At 73.3% G+C, this 24719-nt stretch carries 23 protein-coding genes; 16 read left to right on the top strand and 7 right to left on the bottom strand.

Annotated features, from left to right (window positions below):
• Positions 1–36 precede the first annotated feature (36 nt).
• Complete coding sequence (locus PUR61_RS27550; RefSeq protein ID WP_329882128.1) at positions 37–1254, top strand: hypothetical protein; 1218 nt, start codon at positions 37–39, stop codon at positions 1252–1254.
• On the opposite strand, the gene PUR61_RS27545 is transcribed toward PUR61_RS27550, so the two are convergent.
• Positions 1255–2583, bottom strand: a complete 1329-nt coding sequence (locus PUR61_RS27545; protein WP_329882127.1) for a DUF2252 domain-containing protein — start codon at positions 2581–2583, stop codon at positions 1255–1257. It lies immediately after the preceding gene.
• 189 nt (positions 2584–2772) lie between these two features.
• Here PUR61_RS27545 and dnaE point away from each other — a divergent pair, with 189 nt between their 5' ends.
• A complete protein-coding gene (dnaE, locus tag PUR61_RS27540) occupies positions 2773–6306 on the top strand; it encodes a DNA polymerase III subunit alpha (protein WP_329882126.1) in 3534 nt (1177 codons plus the stop codon).
• 104 nt (positions 6307–6410) lie between these two features.
• Here dnaE and PUR61_RS27535 read toward each other — a convergent pair whose 3' ends face one another.
• The gene (locus PUR61_RS27535; protein WP_329882125.1) at positions 6411–7298 is read right to left on the bottom strand and encodes a LysR family transcriptional regulator; all 888 of its coding nucleotides are present in this window, start codon (positions 7296–7298) and stop codon (positions 6411–6413) included.
• A gap of 72 nt (positions 7299–7370) precedes the next feature.
• Between PUR61_RS27535 and PUR61_RS27530 the strand changes: the two genes are divergently transcribed.
• From PUR61_RS27530 to PUR61_RS27505, 6 genes are all read left to right on the top strand, one after another.
• The gene (locus tag PUR61_RS27530) at positions 7371–8273 is read left to right on the top strand and encodes a dihydrodipicolinate synthase family protein (RefSeq protein ID WP_329882124.1); all 903 of its coding nucleotides are present in this window, start codon (positions 7371–7373) and stop codon (positions 8271–8273) included.
• 112 nt (positions 8274–8385) lie between these two features.
• Positions 8386–9414 carry an aspartate-semialdehyde dehydrogenase gene (locus tag PUR61_RS27525; RefSeq protein WP_329882123.1) on the top strand — a complete coding sequence of 343 codons (1029 nt, stop codon included), beginning with the start codon at positions 8386–8388 and terminating at the stop codon, positions 9412–9414.
• 256 nt (positions 9415–9670) lie between these two features.
• On the top strand, positions 9671–10942 hold the full coding sequence (locus PUR61_RS27520) for an NYN domain-containing protein (RefSeq protein ID WP_329882121.1): 1272 nt from the start codon (positions 9671–9673) through the stop codon (positions 10940–10942).
• 86 nt (positions 10943–11028) lie between these two features.
• A complete protein-coding gene (locus PUR61_RS27515) occupies positions 11029–12027 on the top strand; it encodes an ABC transporter ATP-binding protein (RefSeq protein WP_329882120.1) in 999 nt (332 codons plus the stop codon).
• Entirely contained in the window at positions 12024–12836 is an 813-nt protein-coding gene (locus PUR61_RS27510) for an ABC transporter permease (protein ID WP_329882119.1), read from the top strand. Before PUR61_RS27515 ends, PUR61_RS27510 begins: the two co-directional genes overlap by 4 nt.
• A gap of 76 nt (positions 12837–12912) precedes the next feature.
• Positions 12913–13767, top strand: coding sequence for a hypothetical protein (locus tag PUR61_RS27505; RefSeq protein WP_329882117.1), 855 nt, complete (start codon positions 12913–12915; stop codon positions 13765–13767).
• A 42-nt stretch (positions 13768–13809) separates the two neighbouring features.
• Here PUR61_RS27505 and ybaK read toward each other — a convergent pair whose 3' ends face one another.
• The 3 genes from ybaK to PUR61_RS27490 all read right to left on the bottom strand — a co-directional run bounded on the left by ybaK (position 13810) and on the right by PUR61_RS27490 (position 16787).
• Positions 13810–14304: a Cys-tRNA(Pro) deacylase gene (gene ybaK / locus PUR61_RS27500; protein WP_329882116.1), complete on the bottom strand. Its 495-nt coding sequence runs from the start codon at positions 14302–14304 to the stop codon at positions 13810–13812.
• Positions 14305–14370: 66 nt separating this feature from the next.
• Positions 14371–15099, bottom strand: coding sequence for an LON peptidase substrate-binding domain-containing protein (locus PUR61_RS27495; RefSeq protein ID WP_329882115.1), 729 nt, complete (start codon positions 15097–15099; stop codon positions 14371–14373).
• Positions 15100–15206: 107 nt separating this feature from the next.
• The gene (locus PUR61_RS27490) at positions 15207–16787 is read right to left on the bottom strand and encodes an oxidoreductase (RefSeq protein WP_329882114.1); all 1581 of its coding nucleotides are present in this window, start codon (positions 16785–16787) and stop codon (positions 15207–15209) included.
• A 93-nt stretch (positions 16788–16880) separates the two neighbouring features.
• Between PUR61_RS27490 and hisD the strand changes: the two genes are divergently transcribed.
• The 8 genes from hisD to hisF are packed head-to-tail and all read left to right on the top strand — an operon-like array spanning position 16881 to position 22656.
• Positions 16881–18188 (top strand): histidinol dehydrogenase, encoded by a 1308-nt coding sequence (hisD, locus tag PUR61_RS27485; RefSeq protein ID WP_329882113.1) that lies wholly within the window; start codon positions 16881–16883, stop codon positions 18186–18188.
• Entirely contained in the window at positions 18185–19285 is a 1101-nt protein-coding gene (locus tag PUR61_RS27480; RefSeq protein ID WP_329882112.1) for a histidinol-phosphate transaminase, read from the top strand. Before hisD ends, PUR61_RS27480 begins: the two co-directional genes overlap by 4 nt.
• A 6-nt stretch (positions 19286–19291) precedes the next feature.
• Positions 19292–19885, top strand: coding sequence for an imidazoleglycerol-phosphate dehydratase HisB (gene hisB / locus PUR61_RS27475; protein WP_329882111.1), 594 nt, complete (start codon positions 19292–19294; stop codon positions 19883–19885).
• A complete protein-coding gene (locus PUR61_RS27470) occupies positions 19882–20034 on the top strand; it encodes a hypothetical protein (protein WP_329882110.1) in 153 nt (50 codons plus the stop codon). Before hisB ends, PUR61_RS27470 begins: the two co-directional genes overlap by 4 nt.
• Before the next feature lie 34 nt (positions 20035–20068).
• Positions 20069–20704, top strand: a complete 636-nt coding sequence (hisH, locus tag PUR61_RS27465) for an imidazole glycerol phosphate synthase subunit HisH (RefSeq protein WP_329882109.1) — start codon at positions 20069–20071, stop codon at positions 20702–20704.
• Between the two features lie 22 nt (positions 20705–20726).
• On the top strand, positions 20727–21452 hold the full coding sequence (gene priA / locus PUR61_RS27460; RefSeq protein WP_329882108.1) for a bifunctional 1-(5-phosphoribosyl)-5-((5-phosphoribosylamino)methylideneamino)imidazole-4-carboxamide isomerase/phosphoribosylanthranilate isomerase PriA: 726 nt from the start codon (positions 20727–20729) through the stop codon (positions 21450–21452).
• Positions 21449–21889: a Rid family hydrolase gene (locus PUR61_RS27455; protein WP_329882107.1), complete on the top strand. Its 441-nt coding sequence runs from the start codon at positions 21449–21451 to the stop codon at positions 21887–21889. The genes priA and PUR61_RS27455 overlap by 4 nt, the downstream gene beginning before the upstream one ends.
• Positions 21886–22656, top strand: a complete 771-nt coding sequence (gene hisF, locus PUR61_RS27450) for an imidazole glycerol phosphate synthase subunit HisF (RefSeq protein ID WP_329882106.1) — start codon at positions 21886–21888, stop codon at positions 22654–22656. The genes PUR61_RS27455 and hisF overlap by 4 nt, the downstream gene beginning before the upstream one ends.
• Before the next feature lie 50 nt (positions 22657–22706).
• Here the strand turns inward: hisF and PUR61_RS27445 are convergent, their stop codons facing one another.
• Together PUR61_RS27445 and PUR61_RS27440 are read right to left on the bottom strand one after the other, a co-directional pair.
• Positions 22707–23525: a hypothetical protein gene (locus PUR61_RS27445; protein ID WP_329882105.1), complete on the bottom strand. Its 819-nt coding sequence runs from the start codon at positions 23523–23525 to the stop codon at positions 22707–22709.
• A complete protein-coding gene (locus PUR61_RS27440; RefSeq protein ID WP_329882104.1) occupies positions 23522–24682 on the bottom strand; it encodes a hypothetical protein in 1161 nt (386 codons plus the stop codon). The genes PUR61_RS27445 and PUR61_RS27440 overlap by 4 nt, the downstream gene beginning before the upstream one ends.
• Positions 24683–24719 lie beyond the last annotated feature (37 nt).

Below are 24719 nucleotides of genomic sequence, written 5' to 3'. Positions count from 1 at the left end.
CCGTGGGGGATGTGCCGTGGAGGGGAGGATGGGGGGATGGTGATGAGTGAGGGGCGGTATGCGCCGGCGGCGACGTTGGCGGGGCTGGTGCAGCGGGGGCGGGGGCTGGGGGCGCGGATGGCCGTCGAGGATCCTGCGGCCGCTGCCGAGATCGTCTACGGCTGCGTCCGGTGGGACTGGCGGTGGGACTCGGTCGACCAGAGGGGGCTCTATCTGGCCCGGCTGGTGAGGGACTTGGAGCTGCCGCTGGGGCCGGTGGTGGAGGGGCTCGGCGCGGGGGAGGAAGCGAGCGGGCGAGCCGCGCGGGTGTTGGCGCTGCTCGCGCTGGACGGGTCGGGGGAGGCCCGGGAGTCGCTGCGGGAGTACGTGGAGGAGGGGGAGCACGGGGTTGCGGCGCTGGAGGAGATGGCGCACCGGTGGCCGGTGGAGTGGTGGGACGACCTGGCGGAGACCGGGCGGGAGCGGGCGGAGCGGGACCCGGAGGACCGCTGGGGGGAGCCGTGGTACCGGTGGGAGCTGGCCGGGCCCGGGCCGGCGCACGGGCCCCGGGAGCGGAAGCCGTTGGCGGACGTCGACAACGCCGGGCTGTTGGAGCTGCTGGCGGATCCCGGGGAGTCGGAGGAACGCAGGACCGCCGCGCTCGACGTGATCGACGACCGGGGTCCGGAGCCCGGGGTGATCCCCCTGGTGCCGTCGCTGGGGACGGCGGACGGGAAGTACGTCCTGTGGCCGCTGATCGGGGTGGTCGACAAGCTCGGGCCCCTGGCAGTGCCCGCCGCCCGGGAGTGGGCCGCCCTCACGGAGCCCGGATGGCTGCGGTTGCTGGGTCACGGCGTGCTCGCCGAGCACGGAACGGTCGAGGACGTTCCCGTGCTGGTCGCCGACCTGGAACGGGACTGGGTGGAGCGGCGGTGGTGCGGGCCGATGAGGACGGCCGACGGGCTGCGGCGGTTCGGGACGGCGGCCCGGGACGCGGTGTCGCTGCTCCGGCGGTTCTGGCTGTGGACGCCGCACTCGTACGAGCGCGTGAGCTACCTGGAGGCGCTGGCGGAGATCGATCGGACGGGCCTGGACAAGGTGTACCTGGAGTGTCTCTGGGACTGTGAGGCCGACGCCCGGCTGCTCGGGGCGCGGCAGGCGCCGGACCGGGCGGACGTCAGGGAGCGGCTCGCCTACCTGCGGGACGACGCGTTGGAGGAGCCCGAGGTCAGGGCCGCCGCCGGGGAGCGGCTGGCGGCCCTGACCGGCGGCTGATCAGAGGCCGGGGATGCGGCCGTTGCGGTAGAGGTCCACGAAGAGCTGGTGGTCGGCGCGGGCCCGGGCGCCGTAGGCGTGGGCGAAGTCGACGAGCATCGCGGTGAAGCCGGCCTCGTCGCGGGCAATGGCCTCGTGGATGGCGTGCTCGGTGGAGAACGGCACCAGGGTGTGGCCGCTGGAGGACTCGTCGGCCACCGCGTGCATGGTGGCGGTGGCCCGGCCCAGGTACCTGGTCACGGCGAGCAGGTCGGGCAGTTCGTTGAGGTCGGTCCAGTCGAGGTCCGTCGCGTACGGGGAGACCTCGGCGACCAGCTGGCCGCGGCCGCGCAGCGTCGTGTACCCGAGCCACGGGTCGCTGTGGGACTGGAGGGCGCGCTGGGAGATGACCGTGCGGTGGCCCTCGTGCTCGAAGTAGTCGGCGATGGTGGGATCGGTGACGTGGCGCGAGACGGCCGGGGTCTGCCCCTGCTTCATGTAGATGATCACGTCGTTCTCCAGGGCGTCGGTGTGCCCTTCGAGCAGGAGGTTGTACGACGGCAGGCCGGCCGAGCCGATGCCGATCCCCCGGCGGCCGACGACGTCCTTGACCCGCAGCGCGGCCGGGCGGGTGCGGGAGGCCGGCGGCAGGGTGGTCAGGTAGTCCTCGAACGCGGCCAGCACCTCGGTCTTGGTGGGCTCGTCGAGTTCGATCGCGCCGCCGCCGAGGCGGAAGCGGCGGTCGTAGCCCTCGACGACGGTGTCGCCGTCGAGGAGCGAGACCCGGGTCCGCACCCGGGCCTGCCGGAGGGTGTCGAGGACCGGGCCGGTGGTGGTGTCCAGGGTGTACGGGTCGGCGTCGCCGGTCGTGACGTGGGCGGAGATCCGGGCCCGGTAGGCGGTGGCGAAGGCGGTGACCAGCTCGGTGATCGTCGCGTCCGAGAGCGCCTTGGCGTAGCCGATCAGCGCGAGGGAGGCGGCGAGCCGCTGGACGTCCCAGGTGAAGGCGCCGACGTAGGCCTCGTCGAAGTCGTTGACGTTGAAGACCAGGCGGCCCTCGGCGTTCAGGTAGGTGCCGAAGTTCTCCGCGTGGAGGTCGCCGTGGATCCAGACCCGGCTGGTGCGCTCGTCGAGGAACGGCGCGCCGAAGGACGCGAACGGCTCGGTGGTGAGGTCCGCGTAGTAGAGGCCGGCGGTGCCCCGGTAGAACGCGAAGGCGGACGCCGCCATCTTCCGGAACTTGACCCGGAACGCCGCCGGATCCTGGGCGAGCAGGTCGCCGAAGGCTGTTTCGAAGACGCTGAGTACCGTTTCGGCACGGTCGGTGGCGGTGGGCTGCTGGTGAGGCATGGGCGATCCTTCGGGGCGCGGCGCGTGGCCGGAGGCGGGTGCGTCCGGAGGCTAGAGTAGGAGCGTGAACGCGTGAGTGCTGGTCCGGGCCCCGGGAGTGGCTCGGGCCGCAACTGTTTCCAGGCGCACTGCCCGTGACCTGCGCGTTCGCCGGCCAGCCAGACAGCACGAGCCTCCGGAGGCCCCGCCTTGAGCGACCAGCCGTACGCGCATCTGCACGTCCACACCGAGTACTCGATGCTGGACGGTGCCGCCCGGCTGAAGCAGTTGTTCAAGGAGGTCGAGCGGCTGGGCCAGACCCATGTCGCGATGACCGACCACGGCAACATGTACGGCGCGGCCGAGTTCCACAAGCAGGCCACCGCCGCGGGCATCACCCCGGTGATCGGGATCGAGGCGTACGTCGCCCCGGAGTCCCGGTCCAACACCAAGCGCATCCTGTGGGGCCAGCCGCACCAGAAGAAGGACGACGTCTCGGCGTCCGGCGCCTACACCCACAAGACCATCTGGGCCCGGAACAGGGAGGGCCTGCACAACCTCTTCAAGCTGACCTCGCGCTCGTACGCCGAGGGCTGGCTCGTGAAGTGGCCCCGGATGGACAAGGAGATCATCGCCGAGCACGCGGCCGGCCTGATGGCCACCACGGGCTGCCCGTCCGGCGAGGTGCAGACCCGGCTGCGGCTGGGCCACTTCGACGAGGCGGTCAAGTCCGCCGCCGACTACCAGGACATCTTCGGCAAGGAGAACTACTTCCTTGAGCTGATGGACCACGGCCTGGACATCGAGAAGCGGGTCCGGGACGGGCTGCTGGAGATCAGCAAGAAGCTGAACATCCCGCCGGTGGTCACCAACGACTCGCACTACACCACCGAGGGCGACGCCGGCGCCCACGACCTGCTGCTCTGCGTGCAGACCGGCAAGAACCTCTCCGACCCGGACCGCTTCCGCTTCGACGGCACCGGCTACTACATCAAGTCGGCCGCCGAGATGTACGGGCTGGACTCCTCGGACGCCTGGCAGGAGGGCTGCCGGAACAGCCAGCTGCTGGTCGCCTCCCGGGTCGACACCGCGGGCATGTTCGAGTTCAAGAACCTGATGCCGCGCTTCCCCATCCCGGAGGGCTTCGAGTCCGAGGCGGACTTCTTCAAGTCCCAGGTGTGGAAGGGCATGGACTGGCGCTTCCCCGAGGGCTACGACGAGGAGCACAAGAAGCTCGCCGAGTACGAGATGGACACCATCATCCAGATGGGGTTCCCGGCGTACTTCCTCGTGGTCGCCGACTTCATCATGTGGGCCAAGGAACAGGGCATCGCGGTGGGCCCGGGCCGTGGTTCGGCGGCCGGCTCGCTGGTCGCGTACGCGATGGGCATCACCGACCTCGACCCCATCCCGCACGGTCTGATCTTCGAGCGCTTCCTCAACCCCGAGCGCATCTCCATGCCCGACGTCGACATCGACTTCGACGAGCGCCGGCGCGGTGACGTGATCCGGTACGTGACGGACAAGTGGGGGTCCGACAAGGTCGCCATGATCGTCACGTACGGCACCATCAAGGCGAAGGCCGCCATCAAGGACTCCTCGCGGGTCCTAGGCTATCCGTACGCGATGGGTGACCGGATCACCAAGGCGATGCCGCCGGACGTCATGGGCAAGGGCATCCCGCTGTCCGGCATCACGGACACCAGCCACCCGCGCTACGGCGAGGCCGGTGAGATCCGCGGGCTGTACGAGACCGACCCGGACGTGCGCAAGGTCATCGACACCGCGCGCGGCATCGAGGGCCTGATCCGCCAGCCCGGCGTGCACGCCGCCGGCGTCATCATGTCCGCCGAGCCGCTGACCGACCACATCCCGGTCTGGACCCGGCACACCGACGGCGTCACCATCACGCAGTTCGACTACCCCACCTGTGAGGGCCTCGGCCTTCTCAAGATGGACTTCCTCGGCCTGCGCAACCTGACGATCATGGACGACGCCGTCAAGGCGATCGAGAAGAACAAGGGCATCAAGATCAACCTGCTTGATCTGCCCCTGGACGACAAACCGACCTACGAGCTGCTGGCGCGCGGCGACACGCTCGGCGTCTTCCAGCTCGACGGCGGCCCCATGCGCTCGCTGCTGCGCCTGATGAAGCCCGACAACTTCGAGGACATCTCCGCGGTGCTGGCGCTGTACCGGCCCGGTCCGATGGGCGTCAACTCGCACACCAACTACGCGCTGCGCAAGAACGGCCAGCAGGAGATCACCCCGATCCACCCGGAGCTGGAGAAGCCCCTGGAGGAGATCCTCAAGCCGACGTACGGCCTGATCGTCTACCAGGAGCAGGTGCAGAAGGCCGCGCAGATCCTGGCCGGCTACTCGCTCGGCCAGGCCGACCTGCTGCGCCGCGCCATGGGCAAGAAGAAGAAGGAGATCCTGGAGGCGGAGTTCGTCCCCTTCCAGCGGGGCTGCCGCGAGCACGGCTACTCGGACGCGGCGATCCAGGCGGTCTGGGACGTCCTGGTCCCCTTCTCCGGCTACGCGTTCAACAAGGCGCACACGGCCGGGTACGGGCTGGTCTCGTACTGGACGGCGTACCTCAAGGCCAACTACCCGGCCGAGTACATGTCCGGCCTGCTGACCTCGGTCAAGGACGACAAGGACAAGTCGGCGGTCTACCTCAACGAGTGCCGCAAGATGGGCATCCAGGTGCTCCCGCCGGACGTCAACGAGTCGGACTCCGACTTCACCCCGCACGGGGACACCCTGGTCCGCTTCGGCCTGACCGCCATCCGCAACGTCGGCGGGCCGGTCGTCGAGTCGATGATCCGGACCAGGAAGGCGAAGGGGAAGTTCGTCTCCTTCCCCGACTTCCTGGACAAGGTGGAGTCGGTGGTCTGCAACAAGCGGACCGTGGAATCGCTGATCAAGGCGGGTTCGTTCGACTCGCTCGGGCACACCCGCAAGGGCCTGACCGCGCAGTTCGAGCCGATGATCGACAACGTGGTCGGGGTCAAGCGCAAGGAGGCCGAGGGGCAGTTCGACCTCTTCGGCGGCGACGCGGACGCCGACGAGCCGAGCTTCGGGCTGGACGTCGTCTTCTCCGAGGACGAGTGGGAGAAGTCGTTCCTGCTGACCCAGGAGCGGGAGATGCTCGGCCTGTACGTCTCCTCGCACCCGCTGCACGGCATCGAGCACGTGCTCTCCGACAAGGCGGACTGCGCGGTCGCCGACCTCGCCGAACGGCCGGACGGCACCATCGTCACCATCGGCGGCATCATCTCGGGCCTCCAGCGGAAGATGACCAAGCAGGGCAACGCCTGGGCGATCGCGACGGTCGAGGACCTGGCGGGCTCGATCGACTGCATGTTCTTCCCGGCCAGCTACCAGCTGGTCTCCTCGCAACTGGTCGAGGACGCGGTGGTGTTCGTCCGCGGCAAGCTGGACAAGCGGGAGGACGTGCCGCGGCTGATGGGGATGGAGCTGTCGGTTCCGGACCTGTCCAACGCGCACGCCGACGCGCCGATCATCATCAACATCCCGAGCGTGAAGGTGACGCCGCCGCTGGTGGCCAGGCTCGGCGAGGTGCTGAGCAGCCACCGGGGGACGACCGAGGTGCGGGTGCGGCTGGAGGCGCGGGACAGGACGACCGTGCTGCGGCTGGACCGGCACCGGGTGAAGTCGGATCCGGCGCTGTTCGGGGACCTGAAGCAGCTGCTCGGGCCGAGCTGCCTGGCCGGCTGACCGGCCCTGACCGGCTGACCGGGCCGGCCGGGCCGCGGCCGGCCCGGTGCGGCCGTGGGCCGAGCGGGGCGTCCACCCTTCCGGGGGTGGGCGCCCCGGTGCGTTCAGGCCGAGCCGCGCAGCCCCGGCGGGACGGCGGTGTACAGGGCCGAGACGAACGCGGAGATCGCGGGGTGGGCCCCGGCGCCGGCCCGGAAGGCCGTCCGGGTGCGGCGGTACATCGGCAGCCGGGTGAGGGTGACGCCGGGCGGCGGCTCCGCGGTGCCGAGGTGGGGCACCAGGGCCACGCCCTGGCCCGCCGCGACCAGGGCGAGCACGGTGGCGAAGTCGTCGATCTGGTGGCGGATCCGGGGCGCGAACCCGGCGCTCTCGCAGGCCCGGACGGCCATCGTGTGGCAGAGGGTGCCGGCCGGGGCGAGGATCCAGGGCTCGGTGCGCTGGTCGGCCACGCTGCCCGGACCCCGGGCCGCGAGGTACATCGGCTCGGTGAAGACCGGCCGGGTCACCGCCAGCCCCGGCTCCGGATCGGCCGGGACCAGGTCGTACTCGTGCACCAGGGCGACGTCCAGCTCCCCGGCGCGCAGCGCCGCCGCCACGGCGGCCGGGTCGACCTCGGTGACCATCGGCTCCAGCCCCGGGTGCCAGCCGGCCAGTTCGGCGAGCAGGGCGGGGATGATCGCGCGGGCCGCCGACGGGTAGGTGCCGATCCGGAGCGGGCCGGCCAACCCCTCGCGGGCGTGGGCGAGTTCGGCGTCGGCCTGTTCCAGCCGCTCCAACACCGCCTCGGCGTGCCGGACCAGGTTCAGACCCGCCGGGGTGAGGGCGACCCGGCGGCCGGTGCGTTCGAGGAGCGGGACGCCGGCCTCCTTCTCCAGGACGGACAGTTGCTGGGACACCGCAGAGGGGCTGAACGAGAGCGCCTCGGCGACGGCGGCGATGGTGCCGAGGTGGGCCAGTTCGCGCAGCAGGCGCAGGCGTCGGACGTCGAGCATCGGCTCAGCTTACGAGAAGCCTCGGAAATGTGAACTGGACCTGTGCGATCGGCCGGCCGCAGGATCGTCGTCATGGAACACACCACGGCTCTCCACGGCATCCACGTCCCGCTGATCACCCCCTTCGCGGCCGACGGCTCGGTCGCCCTCGACGCGCTGGAGAAGCTGGCCGGCTCGCTGCTGGACGCCGGCGCGGCCGGGCTGGTGGCCCTCGGCACCACGGGGGAGCCGGCCACCCTCGACGACGCCGAGCGGCGCGCGGTCGTCGAGGTCTGCGCGGCGGTCTGCGCCGACCGGGGCGCCCGGCTGCTGGTCGGCGCCGGCGGGCCGGACGCCCGGGCCGCCGCGGCGGAGCTGGCGGGGCTCGCCGGGCGGGTGCCGGGCGTGACCGCCGCGCTGGTCACCGTGCCGTCCTTCGTGCGGCCCGGCGAGGCCGGGACGGTCGCGCACTTCCGGGCGCTGGCCGAGGCGAGTTCGGTTCCGCTGGTCGTCTACCACATCCCGTACCGGACCGGGCAGGACCTGTCGGCCGGCGCGCTGCTGGAGCTCGCGGCCCTGCCGGGCGTGGTGGGCGTGAAGTACGCCACCGGCGGGGTGGACCAGGCCGCGGTGGAACTGCTCGCCGCCGCGCCGGAGGGGTTCGCGGTGCTGTCGGGGGAGGACGCCTTCCTCTCGCCGCTGCTGGCCCTGGGCGCCGCCGGTGGCATCCCCGCCGCCGCCCACCTGGCCACCGCGCGCTTCGTCGAACTGGTGGAGGCGTGGGAGGCCGGGGACACGGCACGCGCCCGTGCGCTGGGCCACCGGCTGACCGGGCTGGCGCTCGCCGCCTTCGCGGCGCCGAACCCGTCGGTGGTGAAGGGCGTGCTGCACGCGCAGGGGCGGATCCCGACCCCGGACGTCCGGCTGCCGCTGCTGCCGGCCGGGCCGGCCGAGGTCGCGCGGGCCCTGGAGCTGGCCACTGGTCTGGACCACTGAGGGGTCCGGGCCTCTCACACCGTGGAATACCAGGCCGGATTCCGCCCGTGACAAGGCATGATGGGCGGAGTGTTGCGGCTGTGAACAGCACGATCAAGAGGAGTAGTCGGAAATGAAGATCGGCATTGTCGGGGCCACCGGTCAGGTCGGCGGCGTGGTCCGCGAGATCCTGGCGGAGCGGAACTTCCCGGTGGAGCAGCTGCGGCTGTTCGCCTCGGCCCGTTCGGCCGGACGCACCCTGCCGTGGCAGGACACCGAGGTCACGGTCGAGGACGCGGCCACGGCCGACTACACCGGCCTGGACATCGTGATCTTCTCCGCCGGCGGCTCCACCTCCAAGGAGCTCGCCCCCAAGGCCGCCGCCGCGGGCGCCGTCGTCATCGACAACTCCTCCGCCTGGCGCCGCGACCCCGACGTCCCGCTGGTCGTCTCCGAGGTCAACCCGCAGGCCATCGCCGACCGGCCCAAGGGCATCATCGCCAACCCGAACTGCACCACCATGGCCGCCATGCCCGTGCTGCGCCCGCTGCACGACGAGGCAGGACTCGCCGCCCTGGTCGTCTCCACCTACCAGGCGGTCTCCGGCAGCGGCGTGGCCGGCGTGGCCGAGCTGCAGGACCAGGCCGCCAAGGTGGTCGACGGCGCCTCCGCGCTCGCCCACGACGGCTCCGCGGTCGAGTTCCCCGAGCCGCAGGTCTACAAGCGCCCGATCGCCTTCAACGTGCTGCCGCTGGCCGGCGCGATCGTCGACGACGGCTCCAACGAGACCGACGAGGAGCAGAAGCTCCGCCACGAGAGCCGCAAGATCCTCGGCATCCCCGGCCTGAAGGTCGCCGGCACCTGCGTGCGCGTCCCGGTCTTCTCCGGCCACTCGCTGCAGATCAACGCCCGCTTCGAGCGCCCGATCAGCCCCGAGCGGGCCGCCGAGCTGCTCGACGGCGCCCCCGGCGTCGAGCTGAGCGAGATCCCCACGCCGCTCCAGGCCGCCGGCCGCGACCCGAGCTTCGTCGGCCGCATCCGTGCCGACGAGACGGTCGAGAACGGCCTCTCGCTGTTCGTCTCCAACGACAACCTGCGCAAGGGCGCCGCGCTCAACGCCGTCCAGCTGGCCGAGCTGGTCGCCGCCGAACTCAAGGGCTGACCCGGGGGCCGGGCACCCGGCACCACCGGTACGAAGGGTCCCGCCGAGCCGGCGGGGCCCTTCGACCTGTTGCGGGACCGCGACGGACCGCCGAGGTTCGGCCGGCGAACCAGGGGGAAAAGGTGACCCAACGATCGGGCGGTTGCGGGCACCCCCTCACCCCCTCCCCGCCCGGGAGCCGGGCGGACCGCGCCCACCACGGAACCGCCGCCCCCGGCGGAGCCGGACCCCGAGGGCGAGCGGAACGAGGTGCGCGATGGACCGCTGTGTCGTCCTGGTGGACGCCGGATACCTGCTGGGCGCCGCCGCCAGCCTGCTCGCCGGAGACCCGTCGCGGTCCAAGATCTCCGTCGACCACACCGCGCTGATCGCCGCCCTGCGCGAGCGGGCCGAGGCCGAGACCGGCCTGCCGCTGCTGCGCATCTACTGGTTCGACGCCGCCCCCGAGCGGCGCCCGATGCCGGAGCACCGCCGCCTCCGGGTCCTGCCCCGGGTCACCGTCCGGCTCGGCGCGCTCACCCGGGCCGAGGGCCGCTGGGTGCAGAAGGGCGTCGACGCGGCGATGCACGCCGAGCTGTCCGAACTCGCCCGCAACCGGGCCTGCGCCGACGTCGTCCTGATCACCGGGGACGGGGACCTGCTGCCCGGCATGATGTCCGCCAAGGAACACGGCGTCGTCGTCCACCTCTGGGCGCTCCAGGCCGCCGACGGCGACTTCAACCAGTCCGAGGACCTGGTCGGCGAGGCCGACGAACGGCGGGTCCTGGACCGCGAGTGGATCGAGGGCTCGTTCAGCCTCCGCGAGACCTCCGCCGTCTTCCCCGCTCCCGGCCCCCGCCACGAGATCGTCAAGATCCTCGCCGCCCCGCCCACCGCGCCCCCCGCCGCCCTTCCCGGCACACTGCCCGGCACGTTGCCCGCCGCCGCGTCGGCTGCCGTCCGCCCGGCCGCAGGCGCTCCCGCTCCCGCTCCCGCCGCCGTCACCGTCCCGGTGGCCAACGGCCGACCGCAGTCGGCCACCGCGCTCAAGGTCGTCCCCACCCCCAAGGACCTCGCCGGGCGCAGCGTCGACCGGCCGGCCCCCGCGGCCCACCACCAGCAGGCCGGTCCGGTGCTGCGCTGGTCCTCCGACCGCGGCTGGGTCGACCGGCCCGTCCCCGAACCGGCCGTCACCGCCGGCGACGGCCTGCCCACCCTCGCCCAGCTCACCACCGCCGAACAGCGCTGGGCCGACCGTGAGGAGGACATCACCACGATCGGCGGCGACGCCCACGAGGTCGGCCAGGTCTTCGCCCGCCGATGGACCGGGCGGCTCGGTGACGTCGAACGGCTCACCGTGCTCTGGCCCGACTACCCGCGCATCCCGCACCGGGTCGACGGCGAGCTGCTCCGCTACGCCGCCCGGTTCGGCCTGCTCGCCCACAAGGACGACCAGATCGACGAGCACGACCGGTACGCGATCCGGGCCGGCTTCTGGAAGGAGCTCGCCGCCCGTGTCCCCGGTGGGGAGCTGGTCGTCGACGACTGACCTGCCGGGACGACTGACCTGCGAAGGGGTGGCGGAACGGGCCCCCTTGTCCGGTTCGCCGGTTGCACCGCGTAGAGTCGTCGGTCGTGAGCGAGACGGCCGGGCGGGCACCCCAGAAGACCTCGCCGTGCTGCGCCGTGCGCGACCTCGTGAGGACGTACCGCGCCGGGCGCGGCGCCGCCGCCACCGAGATCCGGGCCAACGACGGCATCACCCTGACCGTTCGGCAGGGGGAGATCTTCGGGCTGCTCGGACCCAACGGCGCCGGCAAGTCCACCCTGGTCCGCCAGCTGACCGGGCTGCTGCGGCCCGACTCCGGTTCGATCGAGCTGCTCGGCCACGACGTGGTCAAGCACCCCGAGCGGGCCGCCAGGCTGCTGGGCTACCTCGGGCAGGAGTCCACCGCGCTGGACGAGCTGACCGTCGCCCTCGCCGCCGAGACCACCGGCCGGCTGCGCGGCCTCGGCCGGGCGCAGGCCCGGGCGGCGGCCGACGAGGTGATCACCGAGCTGGCGCTGGAGCCGCTCGCCCACCGGCCGCTCGCCAAGCTCTCCGGCGGCCAGCGCCGGCTCGCCTGCTTCGCCGCCGCGCTGGTCGGCGACCGGCCGCTGCTCGTCCTCGACGAGCCCACCACCGGCATGGACCCGATCGCCCGCCGGGCCGTCTGGGCCGCCGTGGAGCGGCGCCGGGCCGAGCGGGCCGCGACCGTGCTGCTGGTCACCCACAACGTCATCGAGGCGGAGACCGTGCTGGACCGGGTCGCCGTGGTCGACGACGGCCGGATCATCGCCTGTGACACTCCGGGCGGCCTCAAGGCGCTGGTCGACGGCGACGTCCGGCTCGACCTGGTCTGGCGGGACGAGGCGCCGCTCGGCGTCCCCGCCGTGGCCGCGCTCGCGGAACGGGCCGAGCGCACCGGCCGCCGCTGGACCGTCCGCACCACCCCCGAGCAGGCCCGCGAACTGGTCGCCGCCGTCACCACCGGCCCGGCCTTCGCGGCCCTGGACGACTTCACTCTGGCCACCCCGAGCCTTGAGGACGCGTACCTCAAGCTGGGCGGCCGCCACGGAGGACTGGCCAAGTGACGCTGCTCTCGGCTCCGCCACGGACCGCACCGGCCACGGGCGGCGGGCCCGCCCCGCTCGCGCCGGCGGCCCGGCTGCTGCCCGCCCTCGCCGCGGTCTACCGGGCGCAGCTGGCGCGGGCCCGGGTGGCGCGGATCCCGCTGCTGTTCGTGGCCACCTTCCAGTCGCTCGGCATCCTGGTGATGATGCGGGGCGTGGTCGACGCCGGGCAGACCTCGGCCGCCCGGTACGTGGTGGCCGGCTCCAGCGTGCTGGTGGTCGCGTTCGTCGCGCTCAATCTGCTCGCCCAGTACTTCGGCCGGCTGCGGGCCACCGGCGGCCTCGACCACTACGCGACGCTGCCGGTGCCGGCCGCCTCGGTGGTGCTCGGGGCGGCCGCCGCGTACGCCTCGTTCACGCTGCCCGGGACGCTGGTCACGGCGGGCGCGGGCGCCGTCATGTTCGGGCTGCCGCTCGGACAGCTGTGGGTGCTGCTCGCGGTGGTGCCGCTGGCCGGTGCGGCGCTCTCCGGGCTCGGAGCGATCTGCGGGCTGCTCGCGCCCCGGCAGGAGCTGGCCACCATGCTCGGGCAGCTCGGCATGTCGGCCGCGCTGCTGCTCGGCGTCCTGCCGGTCGACCACCTGCCGCAGCCGGTGCTCTGGATGCGCGACCTGCTCCCCTCCACGTACGGGGTCGAGGCGTTCGCACGGACCTTCGAACCGGACCCGGACTGGGCGGCGGTGCTCGGCGACCTGGCGGTCTGCGCCGGGGTGGGCGTGGTGTCGCTGGCGGCCGCCACGTGGGCCTACCGGCGGGCGACCCGGCGGTAGGCGCGGCCCGCGCCCGCCGGGCCGGGGTGCGTGGGTGGCGCGGTCGCCGCGGCGGCGGTCGTGAAACGATGGCACCGTGACCGTACCGAACACACCTCCGGATCCCGCGCGAGCCGACGCCGACGCCGTCGCGGACGCCGTTCCCGATCCGTACGCGCCGCCGCGGGCCCCGGCGCCGGGTTCCTACCCGGTGCTGGACCTGGTCTCCGCGAAGCGGTCGAACGAGCCCTCCCTGCAGCGGCTGGCGCCCGAGCTGCGGATCGGTGCGATCACGGTCCTGGCCTGTCTGGTGCTGGGCGTGGCGATGGCCGGGCTGTGGGCCTGGCTGGCGCCCAAGGTGCCACTGGTGGTGGACGGCAACAAGATCCTCTACGGCGACCCGGAGGGGGAGCAGCGGGCCGGCGCGGACAGCGTCTTCGTGCTGATCGGGCTGGGCATGGGCGTGCTGACGGCGCTCGGGGCGTTCCTGGTCACCCGCAAGCGCGGCGGCGGGATCGCCGTCGCCCTCGGGCTCGCCGTCGGCGGGCTGCTCGCCTCGGTCGGCGCCTGGGGGCTGGGACGGTGGCTCGGGCCGAGCCGCGACCTGATCGCGGAGGCCCGGCGGGTCGGGAACGGCGGGCACTTCCGGGCGGACATCGACCTCGGTGCGTACGGGGCGGTGCTGGCCTGGCCGATGGCGGCGATGGTGGTGCTGCTCGCGCTGTCGGCGGCGTTCGGGAAGCGCGAGGAGGACCCGCCGCCGTACTGGGCGGGGCCGTACGGCGCGCCGGTGCCCCCGGAGGGCGCGGGGCAGGCGTTCCCGGGACACCCGGGACACCCGGGACACCCGGGACACCCGGAGCATCCGGGGCCGGTGCCGCCGGTGGACGCCCGGCCGGTGCCGCCGGAGGACGCCCGGCCGGTGCCGCCGGAGGACGGGCGGCGGGGCTGACTCCCCCGGGCGCCCCTGTGCGCTCCCGGGGCCCTGAGGGCCTCAGCGGGTGATCGGGGCGGTGCGCGCCGCGGTGAGGGTGATCAGGTCGGCCGGGGCCAGCTCGACCTCCAGGCCCCGGCGGCCGGCCGAGACGTAGACGGTGGGATGGGCGAGCGCGCCGGCGTCGACGACGGTGCGCAGCGGACGGCGCTGACCCAGGGGGGAGATGCCGCCCAGGACGTAGCCGCTGCTGCGTTCGGCCGCCGCCGGGTCGGCCATCACGGCGCGCTTGCCGCCGACGGCGGCGGCCAGGGCCTTGAGGTCGAGCCTGCCGGCGACCGGGACGACGCCCACGGTGAGGACGCCGTCGACGTCGGCGACCAGGGTCTTGAAGACCCGGTCGGCCGGGACGCCGAGGGCCTCGGCGGCCTCGCCGCCGTAGGAGGCGGCGGCCGGGTCGTGCGCGTAGGCGTGGACGGTGAACGGCACGGCGGCGGTCTCCAGGGCGACGGTGGCAGGGGTGCCCTGGCCGCCCTTCTTCGGTTTCTTGGCCATGTGCGGGCCTCCGGTGGACGGGCTGCCCGGTCCCGGGGCCGCCCGGGCCGGGCCGCCCCGGGCCGGTCAGTTGGGGCTGAAGGACTGGCGGGTGAGGTCGGCGGCGGGCAGCGAGGGGAGCCAGCCGAGCACGGCCGTCTCGCGGCGGAGCAGGTCGAGTTCGAGGCGCAGCCGCTGGGCGTTGTCGGGGGAGGCGAGCAGCTTCTGCTTGAGCGGGGTCTCCAGGACGGTCGCGGCGGCGACCAGGTAGGAGAGCACCTGGGGGTCGTCGGGCAGCTCCTGGCGGCCGACGGTGCTGGCCTCGCGGGCGCCGGCCAGGCGCTTCTGGTACGTCCGGAAGGCGCGTTCGACCTCGGAGGCGAGGGCGCCGGAGCCCTCCCCGGTGCGCTCCTCGATCGGCTCGGCCTCGCCGGTCAGGTACGGGCCGCCGGTGTCGGCCGAGCGGAGCCGGAACCGGGTGGTGCCGGTGACCAGCAGCTCGTACCGGCCGTCCGGCTGGGGCTGGACGGAGGTGAGGTCGGCGACGCAGCCGATGTGGTGGAGCGCCTCCAGCGGGTCGCCGGTGACGGTGCCGAGGCCGTTCAGCGGGCCGGCCGGGCCGTCGTCGGGGCGGACCGGGGCGACCTCGCGGCCGTCCTTGATGGCCAGCACGCCGAACCGCCGGGGCTGGTCCTCGGGCAGGGCGAGCAGGTCGGCGACGAGACGGCGGTAGCGCTCCTCGAAGACGTTCAGGGGCAGCACCAGGCCCGGGTAGAGCACGGTGTTCAGCGGGAAGAGGGGCAGCCGTTCTGTCACGGCGGACAGCGTAGTTCCCCGGGGCGGGCGGGCGCCCGGGGGTTACCGGCACGGGGCCCCGGCCGGGTGCCCCCACCCGTCCCGGGGGCCCGTTGCCGGGGCCGGTTCTAGCCGCGCTGGAGCATCCGGCTGGCGCCGGCGGCGACGGTGGTGGCGAGCACCCACCCGACGATGACCAGGCCGGCGGCCACCCACTGGGAGGTCCCGCCGGGGTTCCAGCCCTGCTGGCCGAGGTCGACCACGGGCAGCAGCTGGCCGAGCGCGTAGAGCACCGGGTTCCAGTGCGGCCGCTCGTCGGCCTTGAGCGGCTGCAGCTCGTGGGTGGCGAAGTAGAGGCTGCCGAGCGCCCAGGCGAGCAGCAGCCAGAGCGCGGCCCGGTTGGGGCGGAAGCCGTAGCCGACGGTGGCGTCCTGGATCCGGCCCCAGATCCGGGACGGCAGCGGCAGGGTCTGCCGGCGGCGGCGCTGCTTGGCGTAGAGCACCTCGCGGGCGTCGTCGTCGGCGCCGTCCCGGCGCAGGGCGGCGGCCAGCTGCTCGTACGACTCGGGCTGGAAGTCGACCGAGGAGCCCTCCAGCCAGGCGATCCGCTGCCGGACGGTGAACGGCACGGCCGGGCGCAGGCACTCGTAGGTGAAGCCGGTGAGGCCCAGGTGGCGGCCGTGCGGCCAGGCCTCGGGGGAGTCGACCAGGTTGCCGATCCGTGCGCGGGAGAGCGAGACCGGCCCGGTGGGCGGGGTGCGGCAGGTGAACCGCAGCTCGGGGGTCTGGATCCGGCGCAGCGCGAGCTCGTCCCCCTCCCCGAGGTGGAACTCGGCGCCGGAGATCAGGCAGGCGTTCTCGAACCGGCCGTCGGAGAGCCGGACCCGGCCGTACGCGCGGAACGGGGTGCTGGAGGCGCTGGGCGGGATGACCTGGCCGTAGCCGGAGCCGTAGTAGGACTGCGAGTCGGTCCAGCCCCGGTCCGCCGAGCTGCTCAGGTACAGCGTGTGGCCGACGGTTATTCGCGGGGCGTTGAGCGCGTTGGGGTTCTCCGGGACGGCCTGCAGCCGGGCGCCGCGCAGCGAGAACCGGCCGCCGATCCGGGCGGTGCGCAGGCTGATCTCGCCGACGGCCTCCAGCCGCTCGGCCTCGAAGTCCTGGCTGACGGCGAGGCCGTCGGCGGACAGCGCCCGGCCGAACCGGTCGCCGCCGAGCACGGCCTGGTTGAGCAGCAGGTCGGTGCCGATCCGGGCGTCGGTGAGCCGGACCCCCTGCGGGAGGCGGCAGCGGGCCAGGTGCAGGTCGCCGGAGGTGGCGAGCCGGGAGGCCTCCAGGCGCGGGATCAGGCAGCCGACGAAGCGCACCGTGCCCGCCTCGGCCTCGGACATCAGGACCTTCTGCTCGAACCGGCACTCGTGCAGTTCGACGTAGTGGCTGATGGTGCCGCCGGCCAGCCGCAGCGGGCCGGCGATCAGGGCGCCGGTCAGCTTGAGCGAGGCGACCCGGCCGGAGACGGCGGTGGGCCCGTCCAGCAACAGCCGGGAGAGCACCTCGGCGCGGACGGTGCGCCCGGGCCCCCAGTCGGCGTCGCCGAACGGGTCGTCCTGCTCGGCCACGCCGACCCGCAGGTCGTGGATCCGGCCGTGCCGGAACGCGTGCCAGAGCCCCTGCTCGGTCACCGTCCAGCCGTCGGGTGCCCGTTCGGTCATGGTTCCCCCCTGCTTCCCCCGGTCGTCTCGCTCTTCGTATCACGGACTGAAATGCGGGGCCGCCCGTTCCGGCCACTCCTTACACTGGGTGGCGTGATCTCTCGAATCGACCTCCGCGGCTCGCTCGACGACCCGCGTGACCTGCTGCCCCGTGCCGAGTTCGACGTGGCGGCCGCCCTGGAGACGGTGCGGCCGATCGCCGAGGACGTGCACCATCGGGGCGTACAGGCGCTGATCGAGATCACCGAGCGCTTCGACGGCGTGCGGCTGGAGACCACCCGGGTCCCCGCCGAGCAGCTCGCCGAGGCCCTGGAGACGCTCGACCCGAAGGTGCGCGCCGCACTGGAGGAGTCGATCCGCCGGGCCCGCACGGTGCACGCCGACCAGCGCCGCGAGGGGCACACCACCCAGGTGGTGCCCGGCGGCACGGTCACCCAGCGCTGGGTGCCGGTGGACCGGGTCGGGCTGTACGTACCGGGCGGCCTGGCGGTCTACCCGTCCTCCGTTGTGATGAACGTGGTGCCGGCCCAGGAAGCCGGTGTCCGCGGCATCGCGGTCACCTCGCCGCCGCAGAAGGCCTTCGGCGGCCGCGTGCACCCGACCATCCTGGCGGCCTGCGCGCTGCTCGGGGTCACCGAGGTGTACGCGGTCGGCGGCGCCCAGGCGGTCGCCATGTTCGCGCTCGGCACCGAGGAGTGCGAGCCGGTGAACATGGTCACCGGCCCCGGGAACATCTACGTCGCCGCCGCCAAGCGCTACTTCGCCGGCCGGATCGGCATCGACTCGGAGGCCGGCCCGACCGAGATCGCCGTCCTCGCCGACGACAGCGCCGACCCGCGCGAGGTCGCCGCCGACCTGATCAGCCAGGCCGAGCACGGCCCGACCTCGGGTTCGGTGCTGGTCACCGACTCGCCCGAGCTGGCCGAGGCGGTGGAGGCCGAGCTGAAGGTGCAGGTCACCCGGACCCGGCACAGCGAGCGGGTCGCCGAGGCCCTGGGCGGCCGGCAGTCCGGCGTCATCCTGGTCGACGACCTCGACCAGGGCCTCGCGGTGGTCGACGCCTACGCGGCCGAGCACCTGGAGATCCAGACCCGGGACGCCCACGCGGTCGCCGCCCGGGTCCGCAACGCGGGCGCGATCTTCATCGGCCGGTACACGCCGGTCTCGCTCGGCGACTACGCCGCCGGCTCCAACCACGTGCTGCCCACCGGCGGCTGCGCCTGCCACTCCTCGGGCCTGTCCGTGCAGACCTTCCTGCGCGGCGTGCAGGTCGTCGAGTACGACCGCGAGGCACTGGCCGGCATCGCCGCGCACGTCGTCACCCTGGCGGACGCCGAGGACCTGCCCGGTCACGGCGACGCGATCAAGGCCCGATTCGACTGGAGTGTGCCGGGCGCGTGAGCACCATCGACTCCCTTCCCATCCGCGACGAGCTGCGCGGGCAGTCCCCGTACGGCGCGCCCCAGCTCGACGTGCCCGTCCAGCTGAACACCAACGAGAACCCGTACCGGCTCCCCGAGGAGCTGGTGGCCCGGATCGCCGAACGGGTCGCCGAGGCCGCCCGCGGCCTCAACCGCTACCCGGACCGGGACGCGGTCGAGCTGCGCGAGGGCCTGGCGGCCTACCTGACCCGCACCACCGGCTTCCCGGTCGCCCGGGCGAACGTGTGGGCCGCGAACGGCTCCAACGAGGTGCTCCAGCAGCTGCTGCAGACCTTCGGCGGCCCCGGCCGCACCGCGCTCGGCTTCGAGCCCTCCTACTCGATGCACGCCCTGATCTCCCGGGGCACCGGCACCGGCTGGATCTCCGGGCCGCGCAACGAGGACTTCACCATCGACCTCGACGCGGCCGTCGCCGCCATCGCCGAGCACCGGCCGAACGTCGTGTTCGTCTGCTCGCCGAACAACCCGACCGGCACCGCCGTCGAGGCCGACATCGTGCTGCGGCTGTACGAGGCCGCGCAGGCCGCCCGGCCCAGCCTGGTGGTGGTCGACGAGGCGTACGTCGAGTTCTCGCACCGGGACTCGCTGCTGGAGCTGATCGAGGGCCGCCCCAACCTGGTGGTCACCCGCACCATGTCCAAGGCCTTCGGCGCCGCCGGACTGCGCCTGGGCTACCTGGCCGCCGACCCGGCGGTGGTGGACGCGGTCCAGCTGGTCCGCCTGCCCTACCACCTGTCGGCCGTCACCCAGGCCACCGCGCTGGCCTGCCTGGAACACACCGACACCCTGCTCGGCTACGTCGGCCGGCTCAAGGCCGAGCGCGACCGGCTGGTCGACGCCCTGCGCGGGCTCGGGCTGGAGGTGACCGACTCGGACGCCAACTTCGTCCAGTTCGGCCGCTTCGCCGACACCCACGCCGTCTGGCAGGCCATCCTCGACCGCGGCGTCCTGGTCCGTGACAACGGCGTCCCGGGGTGGCTGCGCGTCACCGCCGGCACCCCCGCCGAGAACGACGCCTTCCTGGACGCCGTCGCCAAAGTGATCAAGGAGCTGTAACCCCGCATGACCCGCATCGGACGCGTCGAACGCACCACCAAGGAGACCTCGGTCCTGGTCGAGATAGACCTCGACGGCACCGGGAAGACCGACATCTCCACGGGCGTCGGCTTCTACGACCACATGCTGGACCAGCTCGGCCGGCACGGACTCTTCGACCTCACCGTGAAGACCGAGGGCGACCTGCACATCGACACCCACCACACCATCGAGGACACCGCCCTCGCCCTCGGCGGCGCCTTCAAGCAGGCGCTCGGCGACAAGGTCGGCATCTACCGGTTCGGCAACTGCACCGTGCCGCTGGACGAGTCGCTCGCGCAGGTCACCGTCGACCTCTCCGGCCGCCCCTACCTGGTGCACACCGAGCCGGAGACGATGGCGCCGATGATCGGCACCTACGACACCACCATGACCCGGCACATCCTGGAGTCCTTCGTGGCCCAGGCGCAGATCGCCCTGCACGTCCACGTGCCGTACGGGCGTAACGCGCACCACATCGTGGAGTGCCAGTTCAAGGCGTTGGCCCGGGCGCTGCGCTACGCCGCCGAGCGCGACCCGCGCGCGGCCGGCATCCTCCCGTCGACCAAGGGTGCGCTGTGAGCAAGTCTGCGATCGTCCTTCTCTTCGTCGGCCTCTTCCTGGCCGGCGGCGTGATCTCGTTCTGGAAGCAGAAGATCCCGAAGGGCGTCATCGTGGTGCTCGCGCTCGGCTCGGTGATGTGTCTCGTCTCCGGCCTGATGCGCCTGTAATCCGTCGAGCGACCGAAAGACTGGACACCTGAACATGGGCAAGAACGTCGTCGTGCTCGACTACGGCTCCGGCAACCTCCGCTCGGCCCAGCGCGCCCTGGAGCGCACCGGGGCGAACGTCACCGTCACGTCCGACTTCCGGACCGCGATGGACGCGGACGGCCTGCTCGTCCCCGGCGTGGGCGCCTTCGAGGCCTGCATGCGCGGGCTGAGGGCCGTCCGCGGCGACTGGATCATCGGCCGCCGGCTCGCCGGGGGCCGCCCCGTCATGGGCATCTGCGTCGGCATGCAGATCCTCTTCGAGCGGGGGGTCGAGCACGGCGTCGAGACCGCCGGCTGCGACGAGTGGCCGGGCACCGTGGAACCGCTGGAGGCGCCGGTCGTCCCGCACATGGGCTGGAACACCGTCGACGCCCCCGCGGACGGCCGGATGTTCGCCGGCCTCGACGCCGACACCCGCTTCTACTTCGTGCACTCCTACGCGGTGCGCAGCTGGGAGCTGGAGGTCCACAGCGCGCGGATCAACCCCCCGCTGGTGACCTGGGCCACCCACGGCGAGCCGTTCGTGGCGGCCGTCGAGAACGGTCCGCTCTGGGCCACCCAGTTCCACCCGGAGAAGTCCGGCGACGCCGGCGCCGCCCTGCTGACCAACTGGGTCAGCACCCTCTGACGATCTGAGAGTTGCCAACACTATGAGCCGCCTCGAACTGCTCCCCGCCGTCGACGTCCGGGACGGCCAGGCCGTCCGCCTGGTCAAGGGCGCCTCCGGCACCGAGACCTCCTTCGGCGAGCCGCTCGCCGCCGCCCTCGCCTGGCAGGGCGCCGGCGCCGAGTGGCTCCACCTGGTCGACCTCGACGCCGCCTTCGGCACCGGCTCCAACCGCGAGCTGCTCCGCGAGGTCACCGCCGCCCTCGACATCAAGGTCGAGCTGTCCGGCGGCATCCGCGACGACGAGTCGCTGGCCGCCGCGCTCGCCACCGGCTGCACCCGGGTGAACCTCGGCACCGCCGCCCTGGAGAGCCCCGAGTGGGTCGCCAAGGTCATCGCCGAGCACGGCGACAAGATCGCCGTCGGCCTGGACGTGGTCGGCACCACCCTGCGCGGCCGCGGCTGGACCCGCGACGGCGGACAGCTCTTCGACGTGCTGGCCCGCCTCGACTCCGAGGGCTGCGCCCGGTACGTGGTCACCGACGTCAACCGCGACGGCACCCTGACCGGCCCCAACCTGCAGCTGCTGCGCGACGTCTGCGCCGCCACCGACCGCCCCGTGGTCGCCTCCGGCGGCGTCTCCTCGCTGGACGACCTCCGGGCGATCGCGACGCTGGTCGGCGAGGGAGTCGAGGGCGCGATCGTCGGCAAGGCACTCTACGAGCAGAAGTTCACCCTCGAAGAGGCCCTGGAGGCAGTGTCCCGATGAGCGAACCCCCGGCCGCGCGGCGGCTCGACCGAGTACCGGGCTCCTTCCCCCAGGAGGAGGAGTTCGGCTTCTCCCGAGCCGTCGCGGCCGGGGACTTCCTCTTCGTGTCCGGCGCCACCGCCCTCGACGTCGACGGCGTCGTCCACCACGAGGGCGACCCGTACGGGCAGACGCTCGCCGCCTTCGGGACGGCGCGCGAGGCCCTCGAACGGTTCGGCCTCACCCTCGCGGACGTGGTCCGCACCCGGATGTACGTGACCCACGCCCGGGACTGCTCCGAGGCCGGCCGCGCCCACAAGTTCCTCTTCGACACGGTCCGTCCGGCCGCCACCATGGTGGTGGTCGAGGGCCTGGTCGACTCCCGGATGATGGTCGAGGTCGAGATCGACGCCTATCGTGCCGGGCTCGCCAAGACTCTGGAAGGCAGACAGCAGTGACCCTCGCAGTACGTGTCATCCCTTGCCTGGACGTCGACGCCGGCCGCGTGGTCAAGGGCGTCAACTTCCAGAACCTGCGTGACGCCGGCGACCCGGTCGAGATGGCCAAGCTCTACGACGCCGAGGGTGCGGACGAGCTGACCTTCCTCGACATCACCGCCTCCTCCGGCGACCGGGAGACGACCTACGACGTGGTCCGCCGCACCGCCGAGCAGGTCTTCATCCCGCTCACCGTCGGCGGCGGCGTCCGCGCCGTCGAGGACGTCGACAAGCTGCTCCGGGCCGGCGCCGACAAGGTCGGCGTCAACACCGCGGCCATCGCCCGGCCGGAGCTGGTCCGGGAGATCGCCCGGCGGTTCGGCCGTCAGGTGCTGGTCCTCTCGGTCGACGCCCGGCGCTGCCCGCCCGGTACCGAGACGGAGTCGGGCTTCGAGGTCACCACGCACGGCGGGCGCCAGGGCACCGGCCTGGACGCCGTCGAGTGGGCCGGGCGCGCCGCCGAGCTGGGCGCGGGCGAGATCCTGCTCAACTCGATGGACGCGGACGGCACCAAGGACGGGTACGACCTGGAGCTGATCCGGGCCGTCCGCAAGACCGTCTCGGTGCCGGTGATCGCCTCCGGCGGCGCCGGGAAGCTCGCCGACTTCGCCCCGGCGGTGGAGGCCGGTGCGGACGCGGTGCTGGCCGCCAGCGTCTTCCACTTCGGCGACCTGCGGATCGGCGAGGTCAAGAACGCGCTGCGGGAGGCCGGGCAACCGGTCCGCTGAGGGCGGGCCGGGCACCCGGCGCCCCGGGGTGCCGGGTGCCCGCCCCGGCGTCACTTCAGGGCGAGCAGCACCAGCAGGACGAGCACCAGCAGGCTCAGTGCTCCGATGACGGCGAGGGCGGGACGGCCGAATCCGCCCGGGACGCCTGGAGCCCCCGGCGTCCCGGCGGGCGCTACCGGTCCGGGGCCGCGAGTGACTCCAGGATCCCGCCGAGCAGGATCAGCCCCCGCCCCGCCGAGGTCAGGACCCGCGCGGTCCCGTGCAGCAGACCCGGGGGGATCGGGAGCGGGCGCGGGCCCGGTGGCCCCGCTCCGCCCCCCGGGTGGGAGAGGCACGTCGACGACGTGCAGGAGCTCCTTCGTCCGGCGCGGTTCCAGTTCGGTCAGCGGCAGCTCCTCGCCGCCCTCGGCCGGGCCGGGGAGGTCGGTCGTGCCCGGGAGCGGATCCACGGGGCGGCGCGGGTTGTCGGCGAGGAAGTAGCTCCGGACCGAGCCCCGGACCAGCTCGTGCACCGCGTCGAAGTACGCGGCGGTGGGCCGGCCGGTGGGCCGTTCCAGGGTGACCACCCCCTCGACCAGGGGCGCGATCCGGCTGCCGCTGCGGGCGACCTCGCCCTCCTGGTCCACCTCCCGGGCGCTCAGCGGGACCATCCGGTAGAGCAGCCAGAAGCTTCCGCCGTCGGCGCCGATCAGCTGCACCAGGGAGGCGGAGCCGTTCAGGCTGCCGCCCGCGGTGCTGCTGAGGACGGACGCCTGGCGGCGTTCGACCAGGAAGTCCGGCGCGGCGGCGAGCCCGTAGCCGGTGGTCGGGGCGCAGACGATGGCGAACGGCCAGACCGTCTGCCGGCGGGTGCCGGTGGCGGCGCTCATGCCCGGGCCGTCCAGAGGTCGAGCCGGGAGCCGGGGTGCTCGTCCTCGAACTCCTCCAGCCGGGCCTGGAACGCCTTGGCGATGCGGACCAGTGCCTGCTGGTCGGTGGCGGCCTGCTCGACCGCCCGGCGCAGCTGGGCGGCACTCTCCTCGATCCGGCGGCCGTGGCGCCGCGCCTGCTCGTCGACGTACTCGGCGAGGGCGTCGACGACGACCTCGCCGGCGGTCTTCAGCAGCGGGTTCCTGGTGGCACGGGTGGCGAGGAACGCCCGGACCAGCGGCATGCCGGCGCTGACCCGCCGGAAGATCCGCAGCAGGCCCTCGGAGTTCCCCGGCGCACGGACGGCGGAGTTCTCCCGGGCCCGGGTGTACTTCCTCAGCTCGGTCGTGAAGAGGTCCACCACGACGGCCATGAACGGCACCTCGACGTCGAGCGGGTCGGGCCGGGCGCCGGGCGTCTTGACCACGTGGCCGTTCTCGTCGAGGCGGGCGAAGCCGCGGCCCACCGAGCTGACGGGGATGAGCCGGATCACGCCGCCGTCGCCCTGCAGCGCGCGCCGGCCGTCGACGAAGAGCCGGAACTCCCGCGTCGCGCAGAGCCGGTCGGCCACCTGCTCCAGGGTGTGGCCGGCCGCCTCCAGCAGGTCCCACTTGGTCAGGACGAAGTGGACCACCGCGTCCTGGTTGGCACCGAGATGGCTGAAGACGGGCCGGTACTCGCTGATCAGCCGGTTGTCGCCGGCCAGGAAGCGCAGAACCCTCTCGCCGTCCAGCAGGATCAGCAGGAAGGGCGAGGCGGTCATCAGCCGGTCGAGCTTCTCCAGCGACTCCGGGTACAGGTCCCCCTGGGTGAGGAGCTCGCCGCTGTAGTCGACGTAGGAGACGGCGAACGGGGTGAGCCGCCGCCGCGCCGGAGTGCTGACGGTGCAGGTGAAGTCCCAGACCGGGAAGTCCGCCGGGGTGGAGGGGATCGGCCAGTCGCCCGGGCCGACGACCTGCTCGTAGACGGCGTTGAGCTGCTGGGACTGGCCGAGCGGCAGGGTCACCGAGAAGCCGAGTTCGGGGTCCTGCTGGGAGAGCCTGGCGAAGAGACTGGCCAGGTACACGGTCTTGCCGGAGGATCGTGGACCCACCACGGTCACCGGGATCGAAGACATGAGCGCCCTTTCCGTACGAGCGGTCCGCACCACGGGC

The organism is Streptomyces sp. BE20 (assembly GCF_036322525.1).
Lineage (GTDB): Bacteria > Actinomycetota > Actinomycetes > Streptomycetales > Streptomycetaceae > Kitasatospora.
This window is presented reverse-complemented; position numbering and strand designations above follow the sequence as displayed.

Coding starts and splice junctions, on each gene's coding strand:
- PUR61_RS27550 (WP_329882128.1), top strand. CDS start 37: ATGGTGATGAGTGAGGGGCGGTATGCGCCGGCGGCGACGTTGGCGGGG.
- PUR61_RS27545 (WP_329882127.1), bottom strand. CDS start 2,583: ATGCCTCACCAGCAGCCCACCGCCACCGACCGTGCCGAAACGGTACTC.
- PUR61_RS27535 (WP_329882125.1), bottom strand. CDS start 7,298: ATGCTCGACGTCCGACGCCTGCGCCTGCTGCGCGAACTGGCCCACCTC.
- PUR61_RS27530 (WP_329882124.1), top strand. CDS start 7,371: ATGGAACACACCACGGCTCTCCACGGCATCCACGTCCCGCTGATCACC.
- PUR61_RS27525 (WP_329882123.1), top strand. CDS start 8,386: ATGAAGATCGGCATTGTCGGGGCCACCGGTCAGGTCGGCGGCGTGGTC.
- PUR61_RS27520 (WP_329882121.1), top strand. CDS start 9,671: ATGGACCGCTGTGTCGTCCTGGTGGACGCCGGATACCTGCTGGGCGCC.
- ybaK (WP_329882116.1), bottom strand. CDS start 14,304: ATGGCCAAGAAACCGAAGAAGGGCGGCCAGGGCACCCCTGCCACCGTC.
- PUR61_RS27490 (WP_329882114.1), bottom strand. CDS start 16,787: ATGACCGAACGGGCACCCGACGGCTGGACGGTGACCGAGCAGGGGCTC.
- hisB (WP_329882111.1), top strand. CDS start 19,292: ATGACCCGCATCGGACGCGTCGAACGCACCACCAAGGAGACCTCGGTC.
- hisH (WP_329882109.1), top strand. CDS start 20,069: ATGGGCAAGAACGTCGTCGTGCTCGACTACGGCTCCGGCAACCTCCGC.
- priA (WP_329882108.1), top strand. CDS start 20,727: ATGAGCCGCCTCGAACTGCTCCCCGCCGTCGACGTCCGGGACGGCCAG.
- PUR61_RS27455 (WP_329882107.1), top strand. CDS start 21,449: ATGAGCGAACCCCCGGCCGCGCGGCGGCTCGACCGAGTACCGGGCTCC.
- PUR61_RS27445 (WP_329882105.1), bottom strand. CDS start 23,525: ATGAGCGCCGCCACCGGCACCCGCCGGCAGACGGTCTGGCCGTTCGCC.
- PUR61_RS27440 (WP_329882104.1), bottom strand. CDS start 24,682: ATGTCTTCGATCCCGGTGACCGTGGTGGGTCCACGATCCTCCGGCAAG.